Genomic DNA, 26,618 nt, shown 5'->3' on the forward strand with positions numbered 1-26,618 from the left:
GACTTACATCCTTAACGGATGATCTAAAATATGAACTTACTCTAACAATTATCGGAGGTTACTTTTCATGGAGAAAACTTTAATCTTTGGCCACAAAAATCCCGACACGGATACGATCTGCTCTGCACTCGCATATGCTGATCTGAAAAACAAACTGGGCTTAGAAGCAGAGGCGGTACGTCTTGGCGAGGTGAACGGCGAAACTCAGTATGCTCTTGATTACTTTGGCGTTGTTGCACCGCGTCTAGTAGAGACTGTTGCGAATGAAGTAAACAAAGTTATTTTGGTAGACCATAATGAACGTCAGCAAAGTGTAAGTGATATTGATCAAGTACAAGTTACTGAAGTTATTGATCATCATCGTATTGCAAATTTTGAGACAAGCCAGCCGTTATACTATCGTGCGGAGCCTGTGGGCTGCACAGCAACCATACTTAATAAATTGTATAAAGAAAATAATGTGGAGATTTCAAAGCCCATTGCTGGTTTGATGTTGTCTGCTATTATTTCAGATTCACTTTTGTTTAAATCTCCTACATGCACAGATCAAGATGTAGCTGCTGCAGAAGAACTCGCTGCAATTGCTGGCGTAGACGCTAAAGTATATGGTCTGGACATGCTAAAAGCAGGTGCTGATCTGAGCAAAAAATCAATTCCTCAACTGCTGACACTCGATGCAAAAGAGTTCCAAATGGGCAGCTCCAAAGTGGAAATTGCACAAGTGAATACAGTAGACGTTAATGATGTGCTTGCAAAACAAGAGGAACTGGAAGCAGCCATTTCAGCTAATGTTCAAGAGAAAAAATTAGATTTGTTCCTTTTCGTAATTACGGATATTCTGAATAATGATTCCGTTGCTCTTGCAATCGGTGAAAAAGCAGAAGCTGTAGAACGTGCTTATGGTGTACAACTTATTGAGAACAAGGCATTACTCAAAGGTGTAGTATCTCGTAAATCTCAAATTGTTCCTGTTCTTACAGAAGCATTAGCATAACACTTGAAAATACACAAAACCCTCTGACAGCTGTCAGAGGGTTTTGTTATGTCTACTCTATTTAGAACGAAACCGTAGGTTCATGTTCCATGCTATTCTCCGTAATTTCTGGTGCTTTCTTAAACTCGACTTTCTTCACTCGGTTGCGTCCTACTTCTTTGACGGTAAAGAGGAGACCTTGATGAAGATGCGTTAGACCTGGTTTTGGGTTAAGCAAGATGGTATACAACCATCCACCAATCGTATCCGCAGTTTCCAAATCGAAATGTATTCCCGTCATATCTGCGATTTGATCAAGCTGAATTTTTCCATCTACGATGTAGTGAAGCTCTCCAAGTTGTTCAATTTCCTTGCGTTCTTCAGAGTCAAATTCATCTCGAATTTCGCCGACGATCTCTTCGAGAATATCTTCGATAGTGACAAGCCCGGCTGTTCCACCAAATTCATCTACTAAAACAGCGAGATGGACTTGTTCTTTCTGCATGCGTTTTAACAGATCATTAACCGCTGTAGCTTCAGATACGGTAAGAACAGGATGCATAAACTGTTTGAGATCAAGACTTTTACCTTCCTCATAATTAAGGAACATTTGCTTCGTATTAATCATTCCTATAATCTGATCTTTGCCTTGATCGGCAACAGGAAAGCGTGTGTATTGTTCTCTACGGATAATTTCCATGTTCTGATCAAACGTATTATTCGTATATAGACAAACCATATCGGTACGAGGGATCATAATTTCTTTTGCTAATAATTCGTCAAAAGCGAAAATACGATTTACATATCCGTATTCTGTATTATTAATTTTCCCGCTTTGATAGCTCTCAGATAAAATAATTTGTATCTCTTCTTCAGAGTGAGCATCTTCATGTTCACTTGCTGGTTTCAATCCGAAAATTCGAACCAAGCCATTGGCCGATCCGTTTAAAAGCCATATAAAAGGATACATGATTTTATAGAACAACATAATGGGTCTTGCAACCAGGAAGGTCACAGTTTCTGCTTTCTGAATAGCCATTGTTTTCGGAGCGAGTTCACCCACAACGACGTGCAAGAAGGTAACGATAGTAAAGGCAGTAATGAAGGAAACGATGTGGCCAATTTCTGCAGCGATGCCGAATCGTTCAAACAACGGTTCAACCATTCTTGCTACAGTAGGCTCACCGAGCCATCCAAGTCCTAGAGCTGTTATCGTAATACCAAGCTGACACGCAGACAAGTATCCATCCAGATTGGATGTCACTTTCTGTACGGCAAGTGCACCTCTGCGTCCTTCCAGTACTAATTGATCAATTCGGCTCGGTCGCAACTTAATAATGGCAAATTCAGTAGCTACGAAGAAAGCCGTAAGTGCAATTAATACAACAAACAAAAACAAATTCAGTCCTAGTCCTATGTCATCCATTAGACATCTTCACAATCCTTTATAATAAATTTTAGGTTCATATGAACTAGTATACAGAACTTATCATAGGGAGAGCAATGGTCAATATCGTCTTGTTTAGCTGATTTATGGCGTTTTAGGTCAAAATTGTTTAACAATATACACTTTTGCGCTCGCTTGCACACCTTTACAAGGGATAGCGGGTCACGTAATATTAGTCCATATGATTTAATAGGACTAGTATACAATAATATAGGAGGTCCGTGAGATGACAGAGTTATTCACCCTTACTCGCAGCGAAATGGCACAACTGCTGCTGTCCATCGAAGGACACCATAAGATAACACCGCTCGAACTGCTGCAGAAAGCATGGACGGAGCACCATAGATCTGACGTCGATCAGGGAAACACCTATGCAGCCTTCTTATCTACTTCGCTTCCTCCCATCTTAGAGAAATTAATTAAAGGCAATCGAACGGCTGGTTTCTCCCTGCAAGAGATTGCGTCACTCGCACAAATGATTGAATATTCAAATACATCCCTTACTTCAATGCAAAATTGGGTGAAGCGGGATTTCAAAGAATATTTTGTTTCACCGAAGATCGGGAAAAAATATTCCATTCATCAAGCAGCACTTCTTTTTATTATAGATGATTTAAAAGCACTTCTTGACTTCGATTCTATCCGTAATCTGTTCAAAGGAATTTTTATCGATCCAGTGCGTGATGATGATGATTTATTAAATCCGCTGATCTTATATAATACGTATGCAGACCTGTTTGAACAGTTAGACTGTGAGAAAGAGCGTCTTATTCACACGGATAGGGAGACAGAGTCGCAGGTACTGTCAGCAGTGGACAAGATGGTACAATCCTTCTCTTATTTAACGGAAAGACAGCACCTTATTGTGAGAAATATTATATTTATTGCCATCTTATCGGTACAAACGACGTATCTGCACTCCCTTTCAAAACGATATTTAAATGCAACCTTATTTCTATAATGTTATAAATCCTGAACTGCACCTCCAGTTGTTAGACACAATCTAGTAACTGGAGGTGCAGTTTTACATATGCAAAAAGAGTAAGAAGGATAAATTAAAAAAGATGAATCTTTTGTAACCTTAGTTTGGAGTAAGGCAAAAAGAGGTAACTATTAAAGTAGATACAATTGGTAGGTGAAGGAGGCGGCCACATGTCAGGGCCTTTAACAGACAGTAAAGTCTGGAAGAGCATCTTTCAGAATGCACCCATTCCGATGGCCATGGTTGTTGGTGATAAGGGAATCATATGTAAAGTGAATAAAGCGTTTGAGAAATGGACTGAACAGTGTTCAGATGAACTGCTCTCTAAATCTTTTATACATATAGTAGGTTTACAAGACGTAGAACATATTAATTTTAAGCAGATTGCTTATGAATTGGAGACAGGCAGCGAGGATTCGGTTCATTACAAAGTTCTACTAAACAAGGAGCGTATCAAGTCACAAGAAGTACAGCTTCACTTCTCGCTGCTAGAAGATTCAGAACAGGAAGACCATTGTTTTATTGTTCAGGCAGTTAATCCAATTAAAGACTTGGCAGCGGAAAGAGAATGGGAAGAATCTAAATCTCTATTTAAATATAATCCATTAGGTGTAGCTTCTATGGATCTAAGCGGCCATTTACTGCGGGTAAATGAAGGGCAGTGTAAGATAACAGGTCATACAGAAGAAGAGCTTCTTATGGACCGATACACTCATCTAATTCATCCCGATTATATAGCGAAGACCAATTATCACTTTTCTATGGCTTCCAAAGGGATTCCGCAATCGTACCATATACATATGCTTCATAAAGAGGGTCATTCCATTGAAGTAAATGTAATCAATGTTCCTACGATTTTGAACGGTAAGGTGGTAGGTGTTTACGGTATTACTAGCGACATAACAGATAGCAGACGATATCTTCAGGAAATTGAGAATCTCAGCAACCAACTTGAACTTATTTTCAATGCAGTCGATGAATGTATATTTGGTGTAGATCATGCAGGTCATCTGACTTATTTGAATAAAAAAGGAGCTGAGTTGCTCGGCATATATCAAGAGGAAGCAATCGGACTTAAACTGACGAATCACTTTTTGCAATTTAATGAGAACCATTATCCATACGCACCACAAAAGATGCCAATATATCAAAGCATTCTGTCTGGGGAGAGTCACTGTGTGAAAGAAGAGATCTTTGGGCGCAAAGATGGAAGTACATTTATTGCCGAGTATCAAGTTACTCCGCTAATCGATCAGGGTGAACGTAAAGGTGCAGTAGTGGTGATTAGAGATATTACTTCGATTAAAGAGATTATGAAGGCAAAAGAAGAAGCGATTCATGCAGACCGGGCTAAATCCGAATTTCTTGCGATGATGAGTCACGAACTGCGGACGCCGATGAACGGGATCGTGGGGATGACTTCATTATTAATGGATACAGACCTTGATGAGGAGCAGAAGTCATATACAGAGATTATAGCGAACAGCAGCAATACACTCATGCAAATGTTTGGAGAACTGCTTGATTTTAGTAAAATTGAAGCCGGAAAAATAGAAGTTGTGCATGAGCCATTCTCCTTAATTGAAGCACTTCATGAGGTGCATGATTTATTTATCGCTTCAGCAGAAGAAAAAGGGATTCGGCTTATTCTGAATTATGATGAGAATATTCCAGAAACCTTCTTAGGTGATGAAACGAAGATCAAGCAAATTTTAATTAACCTCATCAGTAATGGAATTAAATTTACGAATGATGGTGAAGTAGTTATACAAATTGAACAGATGAACACACATCTCGCACATCGAAAACTCCTCGTATTTCAGATCCAAGATACGGGTATTGGAATTCCACTTCATAAACAGAATGAATTGTTTCAATCATTCTCGCAGTTAGATACTTCCATTAATCGAAAATACGGTGGAACTGGTCTTGGACTAGCCATTTCAAAACGTTTGGTTGAAGTTATGGGGGGCAGTATCAGCGTCAGCAGTGATGAAGGGAAGGGAGCAACCTTTCAATTTTTACTGGAGCTGGATGCCGTATGAAAACATTAAAAAGGACAGTCTTGACCTTGTTCTCGGTAGAGAAAAGAAGGACTGTCCATTTCTTTTTTTATTATTCGTTCCAACCGCCTATAATATTACCTCCGAATGCAAGACGAAAAGAAGGAATTTTGATGATTATAATGAAATAGAACTGTGTATACATAAATTAACAACATAGAGAGTTTTTTCTTCTAAAACACCCTTTATAAGTTTTCACCTCTCTACTAACCATCTTCTAAGACCAACCTCCATGGTGTTACCTCAACTCTACAAGTGTTTAGCCTTCTAATGTCCAGTCACAGGCATCTTCAATATGTTATTTGCTTATTTCTACTCACTTAAGCAGCTGTTATACAATTTTACATCTTGAGGAGGCTATTTTATGAACAAAAAAGAAGTGGTAGCTATGTTACTGGCCGGAGGTCAGGGTAAACGATTAAAAGGGCTGACGAAGACTTTAGCTAAGCCCGCTGTTTATTTTGGGGGAACTTACCGCATTATTGATTTTCCGCTGAGTAATTGTGCAAATTCGGGAATTGATACGGTAGGCGTATTAACACAGTTTGAGCCTTTGGTGCTCCATTCGTATGTGGGGATCGGCAGTGATTGGGATTTAAATCGCCGAAATGGAGGTGTGTTTGTTCTTCCGCCGCATGAGAGAGAGGGGAGTAATAACTGGTACAGAGGTACAGCAGATGCCATCTATCGGAATTTGAATTTTGTTGATCAGTTTGAACCAGAGCATGTACTGATCTTATCAGGTGATCATATCTATAAGATGAATTATGATGCCATGCTTCAGTATCACAAAAACCAAAATTCGGATTGCACAATTTCGGTCATTGATGTTCCTTTACAGGAAGCAAGCCGATTTGGCATTTTGAATACAAATAACAATTATGAGATTTATGAGTTTGAAGAGAAGCCTGAACATCCAAAGAGTACGCTGGCATCGATGGGAGTATACATGTTTAGATGGTCTGTTCTGAGACAACACCTTCTTGAAAGTGAACAAGATCCAGACTCTACCTATGATTTCGGTCATGATATTATTCCACTTCTCCTCAAGAATGAGAAGAAGCTGTATGCTTATCCATTCAGCGGTTACTGGAAAGATGTAGGAACGGTTAAGAGTTTATGGGAAGCAAATATGGATCTGTTAAGTGACGATCCTCCCTTGAATTTAAATGATCCACAGTGGCGTATCTATTCCCGTAATCCGAATGAACCAGCCGGCTATATCGGTACAAAAGGAAAGGTTCGTAACAGTATCGTGAATGAAGGATGCATTGTTGAAGGCGAAGTCAGCAAATCGGTATTATTTTATGGGGTTGAGATTGGGGAAGGAAGTGTAATTACGGATTCTGTGATTATGCCTAAAGTGAAAATAGGAAAGAATGTGAGACTTCACAGGGCGATTGTAAGCGAAGGTACAGTTATTGAAGATTATTCTGTGGTTGGGGGTACTGGAGACCAGGAAGATGACATTTTACTAATTGATGAGACCTATAGGCAACATACGTATGGACTTAGCTAAATAACAGTGAGGACGGTGACCTAGTATGCAACATCTCATGGGTGTAGTGAACCTGGATCAAGAACTTGAGTTAATGAATGAATTAACGTATTTTCGCTGTGGTGCTGCCGTTCCTTTTGCGGGTAGGTATCGTTTGATCGATTTTGTATTGTCCAATTTAATGCATTCTAACATTCATCATACGGCACTTTTTGTACGCAGGAAGTATCGGTCGCTGCTGGATCATTTGGGGCAGGGGGCTCCTTGGGACCTAGATCGCAAACACGGGGGGCTCTTTATTCTTCCGCCAGACTGGAATGATCCTACCGACCGTTCGAGAGGCGATCTGCAGCATTTTCATAATAATCGTGATTATTTTCTTAGGGCCAAAGGGACTCATATTATTCATACCGGCAGTCAGCATATTTACTCCATGGATTACCGGGAAATGTATCAGTTTCATATCTCTCAGCAAGCTGACGTTACTCTTCTTTATAAAAAGGTAGATGAAATCCTTCCTGAACATGAATCCTGTGTACGGGTTGATGTAGACGGTGCGAAAGTGACTGGAATTCACCAAGAAGGAGATCATCCTAATATATATCTCGGTGCATTTATTATGGAGAAACAACTGTTTTTGAAATTGGTAGATCACTGTATCGCGCATGGTCAAGATTACTTCTTCCGTGATGGAATCCAAGATAATTTGGATAACTTAAACATTGCTGGTTTTGCTTTTGATGGATACCATACCGTTATTAACTCGGTAGAAAGTTATTATCGTAATAGTATGGATCTACTTCATCAAGAACAATATCAACGTTTGTTCAAACAAAATGAGATTCATACCAAAATCAAATATGAACCACCGACTAGGTTTCTGGGTGATGCGGAAGTAAGCAACTCTTTGATTGCGAATGGTTGTATTATTGGAGGACAGGTCGAGAATAGTATTATATTTAGAGGAGTCAAAGTTCACAAAGGGGCTCAAATTCGAAATTCGATCATCATGCAGAAATGTGTTATTGAGGAAAATGCCGTACTGGAGAATGTAATCCTTGATAAAGATGTGCATTTAGCAGCGGATTGCACCCTGATTGGTGATCCTAAGCAGCCTTATGTCATTGCCAAAAGCAGCCAAATCTAAATCATGAAAAAAAGGTCAGAAGAGTAATCCTCTGACCTTTTTTTATATGTGGCGGTTCTGAAGTTTCATAATCGTGGAGGCAGTTTATATGTATACTATAAGTCAGCTTTTTTTGCTGCGGAAGAACTAAGCACACGTTTTGCACCGTAATATTTTGAACTCCAATACCCCTTGTTAATAGGTGTAATGGCGATCCCTTTAGAGGAGGTAGCAGAGACAAACTTGTTATCGCTTAGGTATATTCCAACATGCGAAATGCCTTTACCGCTTGTATCAAAGAATACCAGATCACCTTTGGTTAGAGCAGATTTCTTGACGGATGTACCTTTTTTGTATTGTTGTTTCGAACTATGAGGTAAAGTTACCCCTAATTTTTTGTATACATAACGAGTAAACCCAGAGCAATCAAACCCTGTGAGTGTAGTACCGCCGTATTTATAAGGAACACCAACGGTGTTATTTACTGTAGTAGAAAGTACAGAAGCGGAAGCTTGCCCGAGTCCTGCGGTGAATAGTAATGTGAGTCCTAATGCTGCTGATGCGAGTTTCTTTTTCAAAATGTAATACTCCTTCCAATGCCTGCGAGGTTAGCTAAGGATTCGGTTGAAGGTACCCTATGATCACTCTGTTTCGAGATCAATTCACCCATGGTAGGCGGGTCCCCCGCTTCTTAGGTGCGTAAGAATTCGGCGGTTATCGTGATTGCACCTTGTATATTCATCTTAGTGATAACAATTAGTTACAATAATAATTACGAAAATGTTACTTTCTCTACATCGAATTTTAACATTGACAGAATGAATTATCAACCTGATTCTGCTAATTCCGCTATCTTTTTCTCAAATTTATTTCACCTTTGTGAACGCTAGTGTTGTTTATACCTTGTTATCTGAATTATTATAGATATATGATACCGACTAATTTACTAAACAAGACAATAAAAGAGGCCCAGCTGCTTAAAATAATGCAGCTGGGCCTTTCCATTTTTTATTCATCGTGCTCAGTAAAGATGATTTCATAGACATTAGATACCACTTCGAAGGAGTGTATACGATTATTAAAGTCATAAGTGCAAAGGGCCTGAATTGTGTCGGTAAATACATATTCATCCCGTTCCCGCGTAGGTCTAAAGAGTGGAAACACTTGCATACGCAGTGTGTAGATTATTTGGAATACTTCACCAGGCTGAATATGTGTAATTTGCACGGTCTGCTGCTCCATCTCAGAATCTGTTAACTCACGTTTATGAGCAGGCCACTGAATAAACCCATTTAGAATTGTAGACACACCCGGAGCAGGTAAGGGTAGAAATAAATCTGCTTTCGTATTTCCTGAATTCTGAATGGTTATCTCAAAAAGTATGTCGTCTCCTGGCTCCACGAACTTCGGTGTTGTGATGACATGAAGTGAAATGCGCGGGGCATAGAAAAAAACAGGAGTAAGATCTAGCGTTGTCAGTCGAACTGATCTTCCATCATTGATTCGAAATGTGTAAGTCAGCCGTGAACGGTTCACCCATTCTTCATCAGGGACAATGGAGTTAGGGACCATAGAAACTTTCGATTCAAAAGTAATGTACATGCTGGAGTTTGGAATTAAAGTGCCCAAAGGAAGTCCAGTCGCTAAAGAAACCTCAGGGCGAAGAATACCATTTATTTTTACTGTACCCGGAACCAGGTTGAGTTCTGGGGCTTGAAGCAAGTCATAGACTGCCTCTACGGGAATCTCACCTTCATTTTGGATAAGTACTTCATATTTGACCGTATCCTCATAGGTTACTTGATCAGGGGTTATCTTTACGGAAATTGTTAAAACCGGTAACAAATACGAGATAGACACTGGGTCTGAACGAATTGTAATTTCTTCTCCTTGATTGATATAAAGTAACGTTGCAACACTCGTAAGAGGAGTCGATGTTGTCCTTTTCCCTATTTTCACCTGATACGATATTTGGGTCGTTGAGTTTGAAGCAACAAAAGGTATTGTAATACCTGCGAATGGATCAAGATCAGGGGCGAGGAGACCATCAATCACCACACTGCCCGGAAGAAAAGTCATCTCACCCGACAATAATGTGCTAACTACGGCATTTCTGATATCTTCTTTTCCTGTATTTGTGATTTGTATAAAAAAAGTGATGATATCTCCCTCAAAAGTCTGATTCGTATTGGCATAATAGTACATTGATAGTTGAGAGGGAGATACGAATAAGGTGACAGGATTAGAGATGAGCTCTTTTGTAATGACACGACCATCCATCGCCTGGAATGTATAGGTTGCTGTGGCCATGTTGATAAGAGTTAAAGAATCAGGAATGCTGCTTACAATGATTTGGAACTGAATCGTAACTTTCTGGTTGATCGCCAAGATCCCAATTTGCAGACCCTCTTGAGGATCGGCCCCCGGTATAGGTACGCCATCTTTCAAGAGGCTGTTGGGAATAAAGGAAGTGCCCTCCGGAAGTGTATCGGTTAGTGTAACTTCTGCAGGAGCATTCCCTGTATTCTCTATTTCAAGCTGATACATAACGATGCTGTCGAGCGTCACTTGTTCCACAGAAGCACTTTTTTTTAGTGTGAGAATAGCACCTGTTAGCGGGATCGATACCATATTGGAATAGGATACACCTTCAAAACGACCAGAAGCAAAACGGACAGAAGATTGATTGTTTAATACATAATTCCTTCTATACTGCGAATTCATATCGTAACAACCTGCACTTGGAATGTAATTGTTGAGAAAGCTCCCGCCTGAATGGTCCCAACCGTAACCCCTGTATTCGGATTGGCGTTAGGTCTAGCGTTTCCATCCACAATTACACTTCCAGAAATAAACTCAGTACCGGCAGGTACGGGGTCTACCATAACGACATTTTCAACTTCTACTATTCCGTTATTGGTAATTACTACGGTATAAGTGAGGGTATCGCCAACAACGGCATCTCCTGTGGAGGTCGTCTTTACAACCGTTACATTTGGTGATGAGACAGGAATCACGAGCGCGTTAGAACTAAAATTGCCGCCGAGCAATCGTCCATCTGGAGGTGCATAAGTAAATGTTCCAAATGCTTGATTGATCAGTTGTTGTAATTCTGGAAGAGTGTCAACGACGATCTGTAAAGTTACGGTAATATTGATATTCGATCCAGGAGCTACATTACCGAGAGAAATACCCGTTTCCGGATTTACCCCAGGTTGAGGGACTCCATTGATGAGTACACTATTCGGAACCAAAACGGCTCCATCAGGTAAGTCATCCGTTAAAGTTACAGTTCCCGGTAAATTGCCTGTGTTCGTCAAATTTAAGAAATAGGTTACGGTATCGCCTACCGTCACATTAGAGGTGTTGGCTGTTTTTAGTAATTGAAAAATAGGCTGGTAGATTGAGATGTTCACTGTGTTGGAATAGGAAGCACCTGTAAAAGCACCTGAGGTAAAACTAACAGAAGAACGATTTTGGATTGTGTAAGGAGCACTTGGCAGCGTATTTACTCTTACGTCAAAAGTTACGGTCACTGCACTGCCTGGTGCAATCGTACCTAGACTAATCCCGCCCGCTGGATTTGCGTCTACTTGAGGACTGCCGCCGACGGTGACACTTCCGGGTACAAAACTACTTTCGATAGCTAAAACATCGGACAATACAGCATTATTCACATTCGCAATCCCATTATTCGTAACAAGTACACGATACGTATAGGTGTCACCAACAACTGCGGTTGCTACAGAGGCTGATTTCACAAGTGTAATATTTGGTGAGGAAACAGGTATTTGCAATAAATTACTGACAAAAGAACCATTGAGTGTTCTACCATCAGGCAACGTATAAGCGAAGGTTGAAGTCGCTTGATTGCTTAATTGTTGACTGACCGGTAACGTATTAATGACGACTGAGAACAAAACGGTGCTTGTAGATGATATAACACCGACCGACATACCTGTTGCAGGATTTGCTCCTGGAACTGGAGCGCCATTCACAATTACACTGTTCGGAATAAGGGTTGTACCTTCGGGAATGAGGTCGGTTAATACGACGTTACCGCCATAATTACCTGTATTCGTATACGTAATCGAATAAACTACGATATCTCCGACCGTTGCATTGATGGTATTTGCTGTTTTAACAGCTGACAGAATAGGACTATATACAGGAGTGTTTACGGTATTCGAGAATGTGCTACCTGAGAATGTACCGGAAGTAAATGTTACGATTGCATGATTTTCAATTTGTGCTAAAGAGGTAGTAGGTATCGAGTTGATACGATATTGAAAAGTAACGTTGACCGTAGACCCTGGAGTTATACTTCCGATCGTCACTCCTGTAGAAGGATTTGCAGTGGGGCGCTGGGTTCCGTCTACATATACACTTCCGCTGACAAAGGAGGTTGCTGCGGGAAGCGCATCGGTAACGATCACATTATTCACGGTCTCGATTCCACTATTTCCAACGGTTACGGTATACGTATTGACATCCCCCACAGTAAGGGAAGTGAATGAAGACAATTTGACTGCTGTCACATTAGGAGCAGAAACAGTTACTACGGACACGTTAGAAGAAACGTTTCCGCCGAGTGTTCTGCCTGAAGGCAATGTGTAGGAGTAACTGACAAAGGATTGATTACTCAAGAACTGGGGACTCGGAAGCGTATCTATGATGACAGAAAAGGTAATTGTACTTGAGGTCCCTGGAGTAATACTGCCAGATATAATGCCTAGGGAAGGGTCAGATCCAGGTGATGGAAGTCCGTTAATTAATACACTGTTTGGAACAAAAGAGGTGCCAGCAGGTATCGTATCTGTTAGATTGATTGTTGCACCAAAGTTACCCGTGTTACTTACCGTAATATTGTAAGTGAGTGTATCGCCTACAGTAGCATTGATTTTGCTTGCAGATTTGACAGCCGCAAGAACCGGGTTGTATACGGGAATAATCGGAGCATTAGAGAAGGTAGTACCTGCAAACACTCCCGATGTAAAACTCACGGATGCTGAACTATTAATTTCAGGTGGAGTTGGTACAGAATCAACCCTGACATTATAAGTAACTGTAGCAGAAGCTGCGGCTGCAATTCCTCCCAAACCAATACCATCTACTGGACTTACTGTTGGATTCGGGCCACCATTAATCGTGACACTACCAGGAATGAAAGTGGTTCCTGTTACTGGATCTGATAAAAGTACATTTTGTACATCATCGATTCCAAGATTCGTAACCGTTACTGTAAACGTGATAATATCTCCTACGGAAACATCAGCAAGTGAGCTTGTTTTGGTAACGAGTACATTTGGTGATGATACAGGGAAACTAACCGTGTTGGATAGAGCGGTTCCTGTTAAGGTCCGGTTATCAGGAGTGGTAAACGTAAAGGTAGATGAAGCCTGGTTCGTAATGAGCTGTGGTGATGGAAGTGATGTAATCGTAACGGAAAAAGAGAGAACTGAAGTTGCACCTGCTGCAATTACACCTATGCCGACTCCATCAATGATGGAAACGCCAGGAATGGAAATTCCATTAACAAGAACACTGTTTGGAGTAAAGGTAGTTCCTGCAGGGATGGTATCTGCAACGATAAGTCCGGCGGGTAGATTCCCTGAGTTTGTAGCAGTTATTGTGTATACCACAGTATCGCCAACGGTAGCGTTGTTCGTGTCCGCTGTTTTGGTGAGTGATATTTGCGGTTGAGTTACAGGAATTTGTGTTTGATTCGATGTTGATGTACCTGAAAAAACACCTGATGTAAAACTAACCGTTGATTGGTTATTAATTTGTGAAGGTACAGCCATGGTTACATTCACCTCAAATGTAACGACAGTACTTGCCCCGGGGGCTAGACTGCCGATTGGAATACCGGTTAGAGGAGATCGATCTGGAGCAAGGACTCCACCAATCACCACACTCCCGGGTACAAAAGAAACGTTTTGCGGTAACCCATCGCTGAGAATGACATTGGTGATCGAAGAAGGACCACTATTAGTAATCGTGGTAGTGTAGGTAACTATATCACCTACTACAGCCAGAACAGTAGAAGCGGTGGTGACCACAGATACATTTGGAGCAGATACCTGAATTACAACACTGTTCGATGTAGCGTTTCCAGACAGTACACGGCCAGAAGGCGTTTGATAATAGTACAAAGCAGTTGCTTGGTTCAGGATATTCTGTGATGCAGGTAGTGAATTTATCGTTACGAGGAAAGTAACAGCGGTCATACCACCCACAGGTACATCCGAAACTAAAAAACCACTCACTGGATTGGCGCCGGGAGCAGGCACACCTCCGATCACCACACTATTGGTTACAAAGCTGACTTCAGGAGGTAAGACATCTGTTAATGTTAGAGAGCTAACTGTATTCCCCGAATTGTTGATTTGAATGGTATAAGTCAGTGTGTCTCCAGCTGTAGCCAGCGTTGTATTCGTACTTTTTACAAGGGAAATCGCAGCGTTGTATACAGGAATGGTCACTGTATTCGATGTGGAGGAACCTGTGAATGATCCGCTTGTAAAAGCAGCAGTAGCTTGATTTTCAATTGCTCCGGAAGCAGGCAAAGAAATGACTTTTAGCTGATAGGTTACCAAGGCAGAGGCTTGAGCCACAAGCGGACCAACGGCAATCCCGCTAGAGGGTACCGCTGTACTTACAGCAACTCCATTAATACGAACTGAGCCGGTTACAAAGGAGGTTCCTTCTGGAGTAATATCGGATAAAATAATGGAGCTTGCGGTTCCAGATCCGGTGTTACGTACTGTGATGCTGTAAGTGATAATATCATTGATTGCTGCTTCAACAGTATTGGCTATTTTAACCAAGCTAATATTGAGGGCTGACACAGGAATGGATACAGTGTTAGAAGAAAGAGAACCACTTTGTATACGGCCACTAGGTAATGTATAGGTATAATTGATTGCTGCTGTATTCGTGATGGTTTGCGGCGTTGGCAGAGAAATGACCTGAAGCTGGAAAGTGACAGTGCTTGTAACATTCACTCCAAGCGTACCGATGGAGAATCCAAGTGCAGGATTTGCTGCAGGAATGCTAACCCCACCGAGCGTTACACTTCCTGTAACAAAGCTTGTTCCAGAGGGTATGTTGTCTGTAATTTGAACTTGAGCTCCTATGTTACCTGTATTCGTAAGCTGTAGTGTAACTTCAAGTAGATTACCAATAGCAGTACTTGTAGCGTTAAAGCTTTTTAAGGCAGAGATATTAGGTGCGTATATGGGCGTCGAGATCATATTGGATATGATGTTTCCTGTGAAACTGCCTGAGCTATATGAGATACTCGATTGATTCGTGATCTGACTTGTCGAAGGAACTGAAGTTACAAGCGCTTGAAAAGATACAGTAGTCGTTCTACCGCTCTGCAAGCTCCCTATGGAGATACTATTCGCGGGATTTGCACTTGGTCGAACCACACCATCCACAGTTAAACTTCCCGCAATAAAGTTAGTGCCTGCGGGGCTGGCATCTGTAAACACGATATTCTGTAGAGTAGTTAGCCCGCTGTTTATAATTACTGAGGTGAATATGATCGTTTCTCCTACAGATGTATCCGTTACATTTACTGATTTCGTAAGGCTGACATTTGGTGTGGTTACGGGGATAGATAAAGTGTTAGATACGGCTGATCCGCTGATTGTTCTTCCATCTGGTGGCTGAAATGTATAAGAGATGCTTCCTTGATTAACTAGAGTGGGCGGTGCAGGGAGTGAGTTAACAACCACTTGGAAAGTAACATTTGTTGTACTCTTAAGAGCTAGGGTTCCTATATTCACACCGGTAGCAGGATTCGCTCCGGAGATCACCGTTCCATTCACTCGAAAGCTGCCAGGGACAAATGTTGTGCCCGCAGGAATGACATCGCGATAAGTTACAGGCGCTCCTATATTTCCTGTGTTAGCTATGGTAGCTGTATAAGTCACCGTATCTCCTACAGTGGCATTTGTTGTGTCTGCTGACTTTACTATCGTGAATAGTGGATCATAAACAGGTATAGATAGGTTATTGGAAGGAATGACACCTGTTATTGTTCCTCCCCCAGCAACACTTTGGAAAGTAAAAGCAGTATTCGCTGAATTTGAGATCGTTTGATTCACTGGAGTAGAACTGACTGTGGCTGTATATGTAATTGTTATTGAACTGCCAAAATTCAAGGTTCCAATGGGGACACCGCTAAGTATATTGAAGGTGGGTCTTGATGTTCCGGCAACAACTACACTTCCAGGTACAAAGGTAACTCCTGAAGGAAGGACATCCGTTAGAACGACACTCGCAGCATTGGCGGTTCCGGTATTGGATACAACAACGGTGTAGGTATAAGTATCACCTAAGACTAAACCCGTTGCAGAAGCACTTTTAACAACACTAATGGAAGGGGAATTGATATTAATCTGAATTGCATTTGCGTTAATAATGTACACATCACCCGAAGTGGTGAGGTTCAGTACTGCAGAAGACTGATTATTAATTAGTCTTGCGGAAATATCAACATTCGTAATATCCCAGCCTTGTCTGCCGCCTATAATATTTGTTCCCGGTGTGCCATTTATTTGATTGGACGTTCCGAAGGTTCCTGTTGTATTAATAAGTCCAGCATCATTGTTAATTTGGGAAGCAAAGAAATTGTTAGCAAAATTATTCGGCCCTGAAAGAGAAACAAGTGTAGCAGAAGTGGGTCCGAACTGAGCAGAATCTCCGGTTCGATTGGCATCTCCCTCCTGCGCGCTGAATAGGGCGCGGCCGCCGAGAAGTCCTGAGGTTGGAGTGGCAAATCCCGTTATCGTTGTTGAATTGGATGCATTTACAAGAATACCGCCTGCTCTTAGCGACATGTTCCGGAATGGGAGTGAGGAGTTGTTATATATGACGGCTAGGGTCCAGCCTGCATGGTTAGCTGTAGTGTCTCCGGTAATGACGATCGTTCCTACTACACTTCCCGTGGTATAAGTCCCGGCACCCGCTTGCTGTACAAGCGGTGTTACATTGGCTGATCTAACATAGGCCTGCGAACCATTTCCGAGATCAAATGCATTATAAGTTGTTGGGTCCGGGGTTACGCTGTTTGTTCCGCTTGGTGTAATAAAAGTTACCGGGTTATTAATTGCGCCCGACAAGTTAACCGAACCATTAATATAAGAACCGCCCCAGATTAGTTCCGCATAAAGAACTGTACTTCCCGTAGGCATCACAAGAGTAGCAGATGAGCTATTGCTTAGATAGTTATTCGTTGTTCCTAGTGGATAGGTCCCAAATCTTGAGGTTGTGTTTGTCGTTATAAAAGCACCGATGCTGTCTAAATCTCCTGGAACACCTTGGACAGCAGATCGGCTTAAGCCTAGTGTATTCCCTGTAAATGTGATCCCGCCGGTAGCGTTAAAGGTTGCCCTTAGAACCAGAGGTATGAGAGACACCCCCTTGGAGTAGAAATATAAGGTTATGATATGAAATAGAATCAATTTCATAATACCTTTTAATAACGAAAAAAATGCTGTTACACTTAAGGTATGTTAGTTGTACAAAAATATTGTTAAATTTATACCGAAGTTTTGCAGTTTTGAATTTTAACCTTTACTTCATGTACAATGGGATAGAGTTAAAAGTTTTATGATAAGCCCTATGATTAAGTATAATTGCCCTAAGAGTAAGGAAGGATGAGTTAGCTTATGAACGAGTTAGTCAATCATCAGAATCAAATGGAACAAGTGAAAAGAATTAAAAATGAAATCACCCGATTTATTATGGTTTATAAATTTGCACTGGATGAGATCGAGACCAAAATTGATATTCTGAAAGAGGAATTTGAATCTTTTCATGATTACAGTCCGATTGAACATACGAAGTCTAGATTGAAATCTCCGGAAAGCATCTTGAAAAAATTACACCGCAAGGGACTTCCGATTTCCGTAAAGAACGTGAAAGAACATATTAAAGACATTGCGGGCCTTCGAATTACCTGCTCTTTTATTTCAGATATATACAAAGTTAGTGAGATGCTGCAAAAACAAAGTGATCTTAAAGTGCTAGAAGTGAAAGACTACATTGAACATCCAAAACCAAATGGGTATAAAAGTTTGCATTTGATCGTGGAAGTACCCGTGTTTTTATCGGATGGGGTAGAGCATGTGTGTGTGGAGATTCAGATTCGGACCATGGCGATGGACTTCTGGGCCAGTCTGGAACATAAGATTTTTTACAAATACAATAAAGATGTTCCAGAGACTCTGCTTAAGGAACTCAAAAGCGCTGCTGATACGGCGAACAGCCTTGATCTGAAAATGGAGCGATTACACCACGATATTAAAGAGATTAAAGATGCAGAAGAACAAAGCAGCCAGGAAGATCTTCGTAAAATCGTTATTCGTGATCAACAGTTTATGCTTCCTTCCGCTTTTCTTGAGATTATTGATCAGGCAACGGATTCTTTCCGTAAAGATCAAAAGTAATATAGAAAATTAGTAAATGTACTTTTTATTCATATACTAAAAAGGCTGTCCCTGTAGAGTTAACTACAATAGGGCAGCCTTCTTTATTTATTTCTTATTTCATTTATTTTTCCGGACTTTTCTAATAATAACGAAGAGCATAACACCAATGAGGAGAAGACTAGCAACGGCAGTGATGATGATATTCTGAATATGAGGTGTGTTCACTGAGAGTTCTAGATGGTTAGCGGATAAAGGTTCTACATGCCAGGTCATTGTTTTGCCGTCCGCAGTCACAGTATCAGCATTACTTGATTCTGGTTTGATCGGCAAAGTTAACTTGAAATCCAGTTCAACATCTTTTAATAATAAATTACGCACGAAGTTAGGAATCGCTGTTAACTGTTCGGTCCATGTATTGTCAGGAATTGCAGACATCAGATCCGCATCGACGGTAATCTTGTGTTTTGAGAAGAAGAAACCATTCTCTGTCACGGTAGAGTATGAGATACCTTCAGGAAGTTCCTGCTTGCTGTCCGCTTGACTGATCTTCACTTCCTTAGAAGCAGAAATCTCACTCCCACCTTTGGACTCCACGTTCTCAGTCACAAAACCTTTGTCTTCAAAAGCTTTCTCAATGGACTGGGCAAGCTCTTCTTGTCCTATAAATTTTACATTGCGATTCTGAACCTGCAGGTTAAAATTAACGTCTGCTGTGCCATCTGTATGGACGGTTACATGTGCTTCTCCTTTAGCACAGGCGGAGAGAAGGAGCAGGAGCAGCAGGGACAAGATAAGGGTAGGTACACGCTTGTTTTTTCGGTTCTTCATGGTTATCTAATCAAGCCTTTCTACTATGTAATAAGAGTCGAATAGGGACAGCTAATACACAAGCTTTATGAAGCACCAGCACAGTGGTTAGAGCAAGGGTTAATACAAGATGCCAGTGAGGTAGGTAATGAAGGGCAGCTGGACTTATTCGATATTATATAGGCATAAAAAAAGCCTCCTTTACAGGAGGACAATTTTCGCAACAATACCGGCTACTACAGTGAGTAACTGTATTGCCACTTGGTTACTCATTTTGATTTTAATCTCCATGAGTGCACCCTCCTTTAAGCACGGACAGATTAAGGTTCTAAAAGGAACCAGCCCGGCTGCTCGAAAGTAACAATGCACAAGTCATTATGCACTCTTACTTTCTAAAGGAATAATATCAATATAAATGCAAATATATTAATTGTCAATCTTTACATTAGTAGAGGAGGAATACTATGGAGGCAGTCATCCAAATGGAACTATTCCCGAGTGCAACGAAGGACGAAATGAAGTATGTAAGACAGCAACTTAAGGATTATCCTAAAATGTGCCGCAGAATATCTGAAATTGAGCAGAGAGAGTTTTTGAATGACATTGATCGTAAAATATTGAAGAAATCGAAGCGGAAAAAAGAGGCATTAGAAACAGCTATACAATGCATCATGGATGAAGAGATCAGGGAGATCATGTACTACCGTTTCATTGAACAGCATGATCGCTGGGCAGCCATATCCAAATGGACAAGGTTCACTGATCGATCATTGGACCGCAAAGTTCAAGAAGGTATAAAAAGTATTGCTGAGACGTTAAAGCTAACCAATGATATAGAGTGAAATTTACGTCTGTTTTATGTCGGAACAGCGTCGGCAATCACTCTTTATAAATAGATAAAGTAGGGACATAGGGTTAATAACCCGAGTTGTCCCTGCTAGCTAACCCGATCATTGCAGGACTCGGTAGCGCTAAAGGAATGCTTTAATGCCGTAGACGTTTAGTGAACTTTAAGCTAGGTTATGATCGTCAAAAGCGCTACGCGGGGAATGCAGGTAAGATCACTGCAATTTTATTATGGCCTTCATGGTATAGGCAGGTTATAATCCTGTCAAGGTCGTGTAATTAAATGGTTGCTAAATAAAATTCTGTTCCAGAATAAATTTCAATTGTACTGAACTTTGAGAAATCTTCTACAATGAGAAAGAAGTGTAGTTTTTTAATTTCACTCTCTCCAGTACTCTCTCGAATAACCTTCAGAAAGATATTTATTTTCTCTCTGACATGTTTTTCAAAGAGACTAATATTGTTTAAAAAGCGTTGCGATTCTCTGGTAGCTGCTACACTGGTTTTTGCCGTAGTTAATCCCATACCAGGAGGGAAATATACCACTCCAGGTTCAATTTCGTACATTGTAGTAACACCGGCATCGCGTAAAGCCTGTATTTCTTCTTTAGTATTAGAGGGTCCGGGTATTAGACTTTGAAATGGAGTTTTATATTTGCTCATTATATCAGGCCAGTTATTATGCATGATTCTAAGTAGGTCGATGTCCGGGAAAGAGTTATGATCTAGAATTTGAATTAAAAAGGCTTTGTCTAATTCGAATTTCACAAATAAAACATCGCGGGTGCGCTTTACAAATTCTTTGTTTTTTCCTTCAGGTATTAGTGTAGTATCCAAATGCAGATGGTGTATTCCCCAATCATTTAAGAGTAAGTCCTTATAATTGATTTTTTTTATTCTAGTACTTAAATGAGATGTAATGTCATTTCCGGATTTTATTTTCATGATTATCGCTTCTAATGCAGCTTCATATTCAGGAGGACACTTGAATTCCTTTGATACAAAGATCCGACGCTTTCTCGCGGAGACAAACCTTCTATTTAAATTAAAAAAGAGGTTACTTATTTGACTGGAATTAAGCGAATTATCAATCTTATAGCCTCGTTCTTCTAATATTTTTATTAAGAAGTCTTTCCAATCTTTTTTGAAATCTATATTGAGTTCAAAGTTATAGGGGATCATATACTATGCCACCTTCAGGAAATTGATTTTAAGGGAAAATGATACAATTTTAATTATGATTCTGTATCAATATAGATGTCAAGGGATTTCATTGTGGTAGCTGATAGGCTATCTTTTTTTTGTTTTTGACTGCCGAACTGTTGGAAGAATACTGTAAAACAGGAATAGAGAACCCTTTTGGCGAATGTGGAAGCTATAGGGGGTGAGAAGAAAATGGGATATAATATGAATAATCGAGACCCGTTAGTTGAGGGATACATATCCACTCTAGACAATGAGTCAAGAGAAGTATTCATTTTTATGCGTGACCAATTTGAACAACTGACTGATGATGGCGATAACTATGATCCTGAAAAACATGATGAAATCATAAGTAGGTTAGCCGGGGAAAAATTCGGAGTAAGCGAAGAGGTATCAGCTAAGATCTACGAAGATGTTAGTGTTGGTATTCATAAAGTACAGATGGAACGACAAAATAAATGAGCACCCTACGGGGTGTTTTTTCTTTTGCCGAGTCATCGAGTTGACCGAAATACTTACGTGGCGGCGGCCGTATAACATATTCCCTTAACTCAATGGTAGAGTACCGCAAGGAAGACCTGGGTTCGATTCCAAGAGGGGAAAGATAAAGTTTTCTTGATAACCTTTATACTCCGTTCCTGCAAAGACTCCTCAAAATGAGCCGTGATCTCAGCGGTTAAGGAACGTGATCGAGAGCGCATCCGGCAGCGTCAATAATGCCGGGATATAAAACTACTTGAAAAGCTTGCAGGAATGATCACTCTAAAGTTGAATTTATTGCATGAGGAGTGATCGGAATTGGAAGATTTGAAAGAACATTTTATTTTTCAACAAGCTGAATTGTTTTTTCGTGCGACAAATCTTATTGTTGATGAACGTACGAAGGATATCGGTGAATTTTTAGAGGGAAGAAAGGAACTTGATATGAGTTTAGAAATCCCTGAAATGGTAAACGGAGTATTTTCTATAGAGCTTTATTTAAAATGTCTTCATTATATTCGGAATAAAGAAATGAAGAGATTGCATAATATTATTGACCTTTATAATTCACTGCCCGAAGAAGATCAAGCAGAAATAAGGTCGCGTTATAGAAGTACTAAAAGTAGCGATCCAAACCGGAAAGAATTTTTAAATAGGAACTTCGATGATTTATTAAGTGCATTGGATAGAGCTTTTATAGAGTGGAGATATATCTATGAATATTCTAATCATGGAAGGAAAACCAGCGATATGTATCGTTTGATTTTGGCAGTTCGAGATCACCTTCTAGCTATTAAACCTGATTTAAAGAATGCGAATAGGTGAATGAAGCTTGATGATTTATCAATGATTTATGATAATGCTGGGAAAGCAAAATAACCTTCTATCACTTACCTCAGCTCAATACCGAGACTAAACGGTATAATTGATCTGAGGTGTTTTTATGTTCATTAATCCGATGTTACTTGAAACGGCACAATGGCCATTCTCAGACAATAAATATATATTTGAACCAAAGGTATCTCTATAAACCAACATGTACATTATTAAAAAAATAATCCCAACCCTTGTGTACCATGCATTATTAGCATAAATTATATTTGTACATAAATATCATACTGTACAAAATATCCGAAGTGAGCAGCTATTTTGTACAGTTTTATTAAAATCCATTGGACTTAGTAGATCCAAATTACAACATGCGAGTTAAAGCCTTCTCTCCAAATTTTCTGTTCAACGGAAGTTATGTGTTAATTAAACTGTTCATTGAAAATACATTATCAAGACTTTTGTTGAGAAGAAATTATTAAAACAAAGGGATCTACATAATTATACGCAACTAATATGTAGATCCTTTTATTTTCCGGACTTAGGAAAAAAAGCATTAATCGAGGATCGATCGTTACGCTAACTGGCAGAATAGTTTAACAATCTAAAGGAGTGTAGATATGAAAAGAGGAATCCAGTTTGAGGTACCTAACGAATGGGGAAGTCATCTCGGAGAAGCACTGAAACCTTTCAACATAAGCAACTTCGATTGGTACAACGGAGGAGAAGAAGCATATCGACTCACTGAGGGGGTCATGGAACCTTTGTTCCATGGTGAGATGTATGGAATGAAGGGAGAAGACCTTAGCAAAATACTTCAATCAACCTTTTCATATATAATTTTCGCGGATTTTAAGGCATACCCACAAGGTGAAAGCACAAAAGATGTACTCACTTATGAAGAATTCTTAAATAGTCAGTGTCAGTTGATTGTGCTTGTCGTTGATTCTTCATATGTCGCCGTTTATTGTAAGGACACCGAAATGCTTAACCTGATATATCAAAACGCGGTAGAAAAAAGATATGAGAAAGTTAAGTATATAACCAACGAAAATGACACAAGGACAAAGCTCTCCGCATGGTAAAAGCTGTTCTTATTCAATTAATGAAAAAACGTTAGTGGAGTAAATTTGGGATTAAATAAACAATTATGGAGGATTAAATCATGAAAATAAATATCGGTGATATTTTTATTATTCCGCTAAAAGAAAATCGCTACGGCTATGGACAAGTAGTTGAGTTTGGAGCATTTTATCAAACGATGATTGCTTTTGATTTCATCACCCATGAAAAAGTATCAGATATTCAGAAAATATTAAGTAATGACATTGTTTTTCTTATAAGAACGAACACTGTATATATAGAAAAAGGATACTGGAGTGTTCTAGGAAATGCTGAGTTACCTGCCAACTTAAATATACCTAAGTATTATATTCGAGATGGATTAGATGATTTTGAGGTAGTTACTGCCAGCGAGGAGTTTGTTCGTATCGCGACAGAAGAGGATATGAATACGTACTCAAAAAACTCTACATTCACGCCAGGTTGGCTTGAAGATGCCCTGAATGACATGGTAGACGAACAAGATTGGGAAGAAGAATATGAGGATATTATATATAAACCTATTGACCATCAATAAAACGAGAAACGATACTTGAACACCGCAGGGAGCAGCTTGCCAGTTGGCAGTTGCTCTTTTTAGTTATGCAAACCGGCAGGATAGCTCCAATATATGGTATTGTAATGGATATTGTCCAATGAGGAGGATATCCATGGAGAAGTTATATGAAAGCTTAAATCAATTTAGTGAAAAGGACCTGCGAATGTACTTTTACAATTTATTGAATACAGTTGATCGCTATTGTAAGGACGGTAGCTTCGAAGAAAAAAGGTTAGCAGAAGGACTTGTTAACATACTTCAAAACAATTTAAATGAAGTTCGCAACCATCAATTACAAAAGGATGAACTCCAGCAATATGTCCATCTAGTTTTCAGTCTTTCTGATGCAGGTTCGCTAAAAGTCACACTCAATAAAATCGGAAAACAAACTCAATGTAAAGTCCTAGCATTCAATGATTGGTTCTCAATCGGACCAATATCTAATTTAGATACAACAACTGGACAACAGAATAGGTGCTTTTGGTTAATGGAATACGATGAGGCTTTCAGATATGGTCAACATTTCAACCAAGAGCATCAGCTTGACAATATGGTAAAAGTAGTTAAAGACATTCCCGAAAATAAAACCATCGTTATTTGGTGTGCTGATAATGCACATGATCAAACAGGATTACGCTTTGTGTTGCATTTGTTGAGAGAACGAAAACAGCCAGTTAATGTTGTAAATGTAACGGAGATCGTTAAAGCTACTAAGCTACAAAACAAAGAAGGAGTTCCCTACGCTAGAAGTTTAATTGATCACGACCATTTTCAGGAAATATTGAGAAACTACTTTAAAGGTGTTCCACTTGATCCTAGTCAAAGAAGAAGGTATGAATCAGAATGGTTAATACTGGCGAGAGAAAATCATGTACTTCGTTTGTGGGAAGAAGGGACTGTTAGAAGCTGCGATGAGAATTCACTAGACGAAGTGATAATAAGGTCAGTTATGGAACTAGAGCAAGAACAAGATGAGGATGGGTTTATCAAGGCAGGGAGAGTTGTCGAGAAGATGTTTGATATATCGCGACAACTTGTTGGATATTCATTTATTTCTTATAGGATTTGGATTTTAGTTAATCAAGGAATTCTTATGTTTAGAGGGATACCGGGAGCTTTACATCAGTTTTCTATTAAACTTGGAACCTTAGATTAAGCTAACGAAAAAACATTAGTTGAATTAGAACAAGTAAGCAGCCGATGAAAATTTGGCTGCTTTTTCTTTGAGTTAAAAGGGCAGGTTAGCAAGGCAATGGATTATTTTACCAAACAACGTTAGAATGGTTATGAATCAATATTAGAGGAGGAAATCCATGCTTGATATTAACCAAATTAAAGAGCTTATTCCCCATAGATATCCCTTCCTTTTAGTTGATAGAATCTTAGAAATTGTTGAGGGAAAGAAAGCCATTGGAATCAAAAATGTGACTTTTAATGAACCCTATTTCCTTGGTCACTTTCCCGATTATCCTGTCATGCCTGGAGTCTTGATTGTAGAAGCACTGGCACAGGTGGGTGGTATCGCTATGTCCAACGTAGAGAGCAATAACCATAAGATAGGGTTACTGACTGGTATTGATAATTGTCGGTTCAAAAAGCAAGTAAAACCAGGAGATCAACTCTATCTTGAATTCGAAGTGACTCGAACCAAGGGACAGATTGTCAAAGGAACAGGCAGGGCAATGGTAAACAATGAATTGGTTTGTGAAGTAGAAATAATGTTTGCATTTAACTGAGGCATTGAACTAACGGAAAAACGAGACACATGAAATAGAGGGGTATAAGCTTATCAAAAAAATCGTGCTGTCGAAGAATTTGCATTTTAGAGAGCTAATCAGAACGGGTATTTAGAGACGAAGAAATTCTCGCGAATATCTATTTGAATTATTTTGATATTTTGTGGGAACGACATGGCAGTGGAATCGAGTCGTTCTCCTACAATAGTTATTACTTGGAGGGACTTCATGAGACGTTATCTCATATTAATTTTTACTACTTGTCTTGTACTCACGCTGTTCATTTTAGTTGGTTGTCAAAGAGAAAGTTCCACTACAAGTGACCCTTCCTCAGAAATTGAAAACAATGAAACAAAATGGGAAGATATCGACCAACAATCTTTGTACTCTATAGATTTAAATGATCTTGAGGAGAAGTATAAAAAGAACAACCAACAAGATATAACTAAGGAATCAGAGTTGCCATATCAGTTGAAAGTATCAGTTGATTATAAAGACGAAAATATTATTTATCTTCTTCTGCT

At 39.7% G+C, this 26,618-nt stretch carries 20 protein-coding genes and 1 riboswitch; of the genes, 14 read left to right on the plus strand and 6 right to left on the minus strand.

Annotated elements, in window-relative coordinates; all coding sequences use genetic code 11:
- Positions 1–67 precede the first annotated feature (67 nt).
- Positions 68–994, plus strand: coding sequence for a manganese-dependent inorganic pyrophosphatase (locus tag GQY27_RS16130; RefSeq protein WP_160036266.1), 927 nt, complete (start codon positions 68–70; stop codon positions 992–994).
- A gap of 61 nt (positions 995–1,055) precedes the next feature.
- Here the strand turns inward: GQY27_RS16130 and GQY27_RS16135 are convergent, their stop codons facing one another.
- Entirely contained in the window at positions 1,056–2,399 is a 1,344-nt protein-coding gene (locus tag GQY27_RS16135) for a hemolysin family protein (protein WP_160036268.1), read from the minus strand.
- Positions 2,400–2,646: 247 nt separating this feature from the next.
- On the opposite strand from GQY27_RS16135, the gene GQY27_RS16140 reads away from it, so the two are divergent.
- The 4 genes from GQY27_RS16140 (at position 2,647) to glgD (ending at position 8,110) form a co-directional block, all read left to right on the plus strand.
- The gene (locus GQY27_RS16140) at positions 2,647–3,381 is read left to right on the plus strand and encodes a DUF1836 domain-containing protein (protein WP_160036270.1); all 735 of its coding nucleotides are present in this window, start codon (positions 2,647–2,649) and stop codon (positions 3,379–3,381) included.
- 191 nt (positions 3,382–3,572) lie between these two features.
- Positions 3,573–5,447, plus strand: coding sequence for a PAS domain-containing protein (locus GQY27_RS16145; protein ID WP_160036272.1), 1,875 nt, complete (start codon positions 3,573–3,575; stop codon positions 5,445–5,447).
- Between the two features lie 382 nt (positions 5,448–5,829).
- Positions 5,830–6,984, plus strand: coding sequence for a glucose-1-phosphate adenylyltransferase (locus GQY27_RS16150; RefSeq protein ID WP_160036274.1), 1,155 nt, complete (start codon positions 5,830–5,832; stop codon positions 6,982–6,984).
- 25 nt (positions 6,985–7,009) lie between these two features.
- Positions 7,010–8,110: a glucose-1-phosphate adenylyltransferase subunit GlgD gene (gene glgD / locus GQY27_RS16155; RefSeq protein WP_160036276.1), complete on the plus strand. Its 1,101-nt coding sequence runs from the start codon at positions 7,010–7,012 to the stop codon at positions 8,108–8,110.
- Positions 8,111–8,205: 95 nt separating this feature from the next.
- Here glgD and GQY27_RS16160 read toward each other — a convergent pair whose 3' ends face one another.
- The 3 genes from GQY27_RS16160 to GQY27_RS16170 all read right to left on the minus strand — a co-directional run bounded on the left by GQY27_RS16160 (position 8,206) and on the right by GQY27_RS16170 (position 17,520).
- Positions 8,206–8,667, minus strand: coding sequence for a C40 family peptidase (locus tag GQY27_RS16160; protein ID WP_160036278.1), 462 nt, complete (start codon positions 8,665–8,667; stop codon positions 8,206–8,208).
- Between the two features lie 4 nt (positions 8,668–8,671).
- A riboswitch (cyclic di-AMP (ydaO/yuaA leader) is annotated at positions 8,672–8,812 on the minus strand.
- 285 nt (positions 8,813–9,097) lie between these two features.
- Positions 9,098–10,813 carry a COG1361 family protein gene (locus tag GQY27_RS16165; RefSeq protein ID WP_160036280.1) on the minus strand — a complete coding sequence of 572 codons (1,716 nt, stop codon included), beginning with the start codon at positions 10,811–10,813 and terminating at the stop codon, positions 9,098–9,100.
- Positions 10,810–17,520: a DUF11 domain-containing protein gene (locus tag GQY27_RS16170; protein WP_160036282.1), complete on the minus strand. Its 6,711-nt coding sequence runs from the start codon at positions 17,518–17,520 to the stop codon at positions 10,810–10,812. Before GQY27_RS16170 ends, GQY27_RS16165 begins: the two co-directional genes overlap by 4 nt.
- Positions 17,521–17,772: 252 nt before the next feature.
- Between GQY27_RS16170 and GQY27_RS16175 the strand changes: the two genes are divergently transcribed.
- Positions 17,773–18,552 (plus strand): GTP pyrophosphokinase, encoded by a 780-nt coding sequence (locus tag GQY27_RS16175; RefSeq protein WP_160036284.1) that lies wholly within the window; start codon positions 17,773–17,775, stop codon positions 18,550–18,552.
- Positions 18,553–18,651: 99 nt separating this feature from the next.
- On the opposite strand, the gene GQY27_RS16180 is transcribed toward GQY27_RS16175, so the two are convergent.
- Complete coding sequence (locus GQY27_RS16180) at positions 18,652–19,362, minus strand: DUF3153 domain-containing protein (RefSeq protein ID WP_160036286.1); 711 nt, start codon at positions 19,360–19,362, stop codon at positions 18,652–18,654.
- Positions 19,363–19,805: 443 nt separating this feature from the next.
- On the opposite strand from GQY27_RS16180, the gene GQY27_RS16185 reads away from it, so the two are divergent.
- Entirely contained in the window at positions 19,806–20,183 is a 378-nt protein-coding gene (locus GQY27_RS16185) for a hypothetical protein (protein WP_160036288.1), read from the plus strand.
- 283 nt (positions 20,184–20,466) lie between these two features.
- Here the strand turns inward: GQY27_RS16185 and GQY27_RS16190 are convergent, their stop codons facing one another.
- Positions 20,467–21,369: a hypothetical protein gene (locus tag GQY27_RS16190; protein WP_160036290.1), complete on the minus strand. Its 903-nt coding sequence runs from the start codon at positions 21,367–21,369 to the stop codon at positions 20,467–20,469.
- Between the two features lie 213 nt (positions 21,370–21,582).
- Between GQY27_RS16190 and GQY27_RS16195 the strand changes: the two genes are divergently transcribed.
- From GQY27_RS16195 to GQY27_RS21530, 7 genes are all read left to right on the plus strand, one after another.
- Positions 21,583–21,852, plus strand: a complete 270-nt coding sequence (locus GQY27_RS16195) for a hypothetical protein (protein WP_160036292.1) — start codon at positions 21,583–21,585, stop codon at positions 21,850–21,852.
- 336 nt (positions 21,853–22,188) lie between these two features.
- Complete coding sequence (locus GQY27_RS16200) at positions 22,189–22,695, plus strand: hypothetical protein (protein WP_160036294.1); 507 nt, start codon at positions 22,189–22,191, stop codon at positions 22,693–22,695.
- Between the two features lie 623 nt (positions 22,696–23,318).
- A complete protein-coding gene (locus GQY27_RS16205; RefSeq protein WP_160036296.1) occupies positions 23,319–23,783 on the plus strand; it encodes a DUF2691 family protein in 465 nt (154 codons plus the stop codon).
- 80 nt (positions 23,784–23,863) lie between these two features.
- On the plus strand, positions 23,864–24,337 hold the full coding sequence (locus GQY27_RS16210) for an Imm26 family immunity protein (protein ID WP_160036298.1): 474 nt from the start codon (positions 23,864–23,866) through the stop codon (positions 24,335–24,337).
- Between the two features lie 133 nt (positions 24,338–24,470).
- The gene (locus tag GQY27_RS16215; RefSeq protein WP_236570631.1) at positions 24,471–25,514 is read left to right on the plus strand and encodes a DUF1835 domain-containing protein; all 1,044 of its coding nucleotides are present in this window, start codon (positions 24,471–24,473) and stop codon (positions 25,512–25,514) included.
- 157 nt (positions 25,515–25,671) lie between these two features.
- Complete coding sequence (gene fabZ, locus GQY27_RS16220) at positions 25,672–26,094, plus strand: 3-hydroxyacyl-ACP dehydratase FabZ (RefSeq protein ID WP_160036300.1); 423 nt, start codon at positions 25,672–25,674, stop codon at positions 26,092–26,094.
- Positions 26,095–26,322: 228 nt separating this feature from the next.
- On the plus strand, positions 26,323–26,618 hold a 296-nt coding region (locus GQY27_RS21530), incomplete at its 3' end, for a hypothetical protein (protein WP_201450741.1).

Source organism: Paenibacillus sp. An7 (assembly GCF_009870785.1).
Classification (GTDB): Bacteria; Bacillota; Bacilli; order Paenibacillales; family Paenibacillaceae; genus Paenibacillus.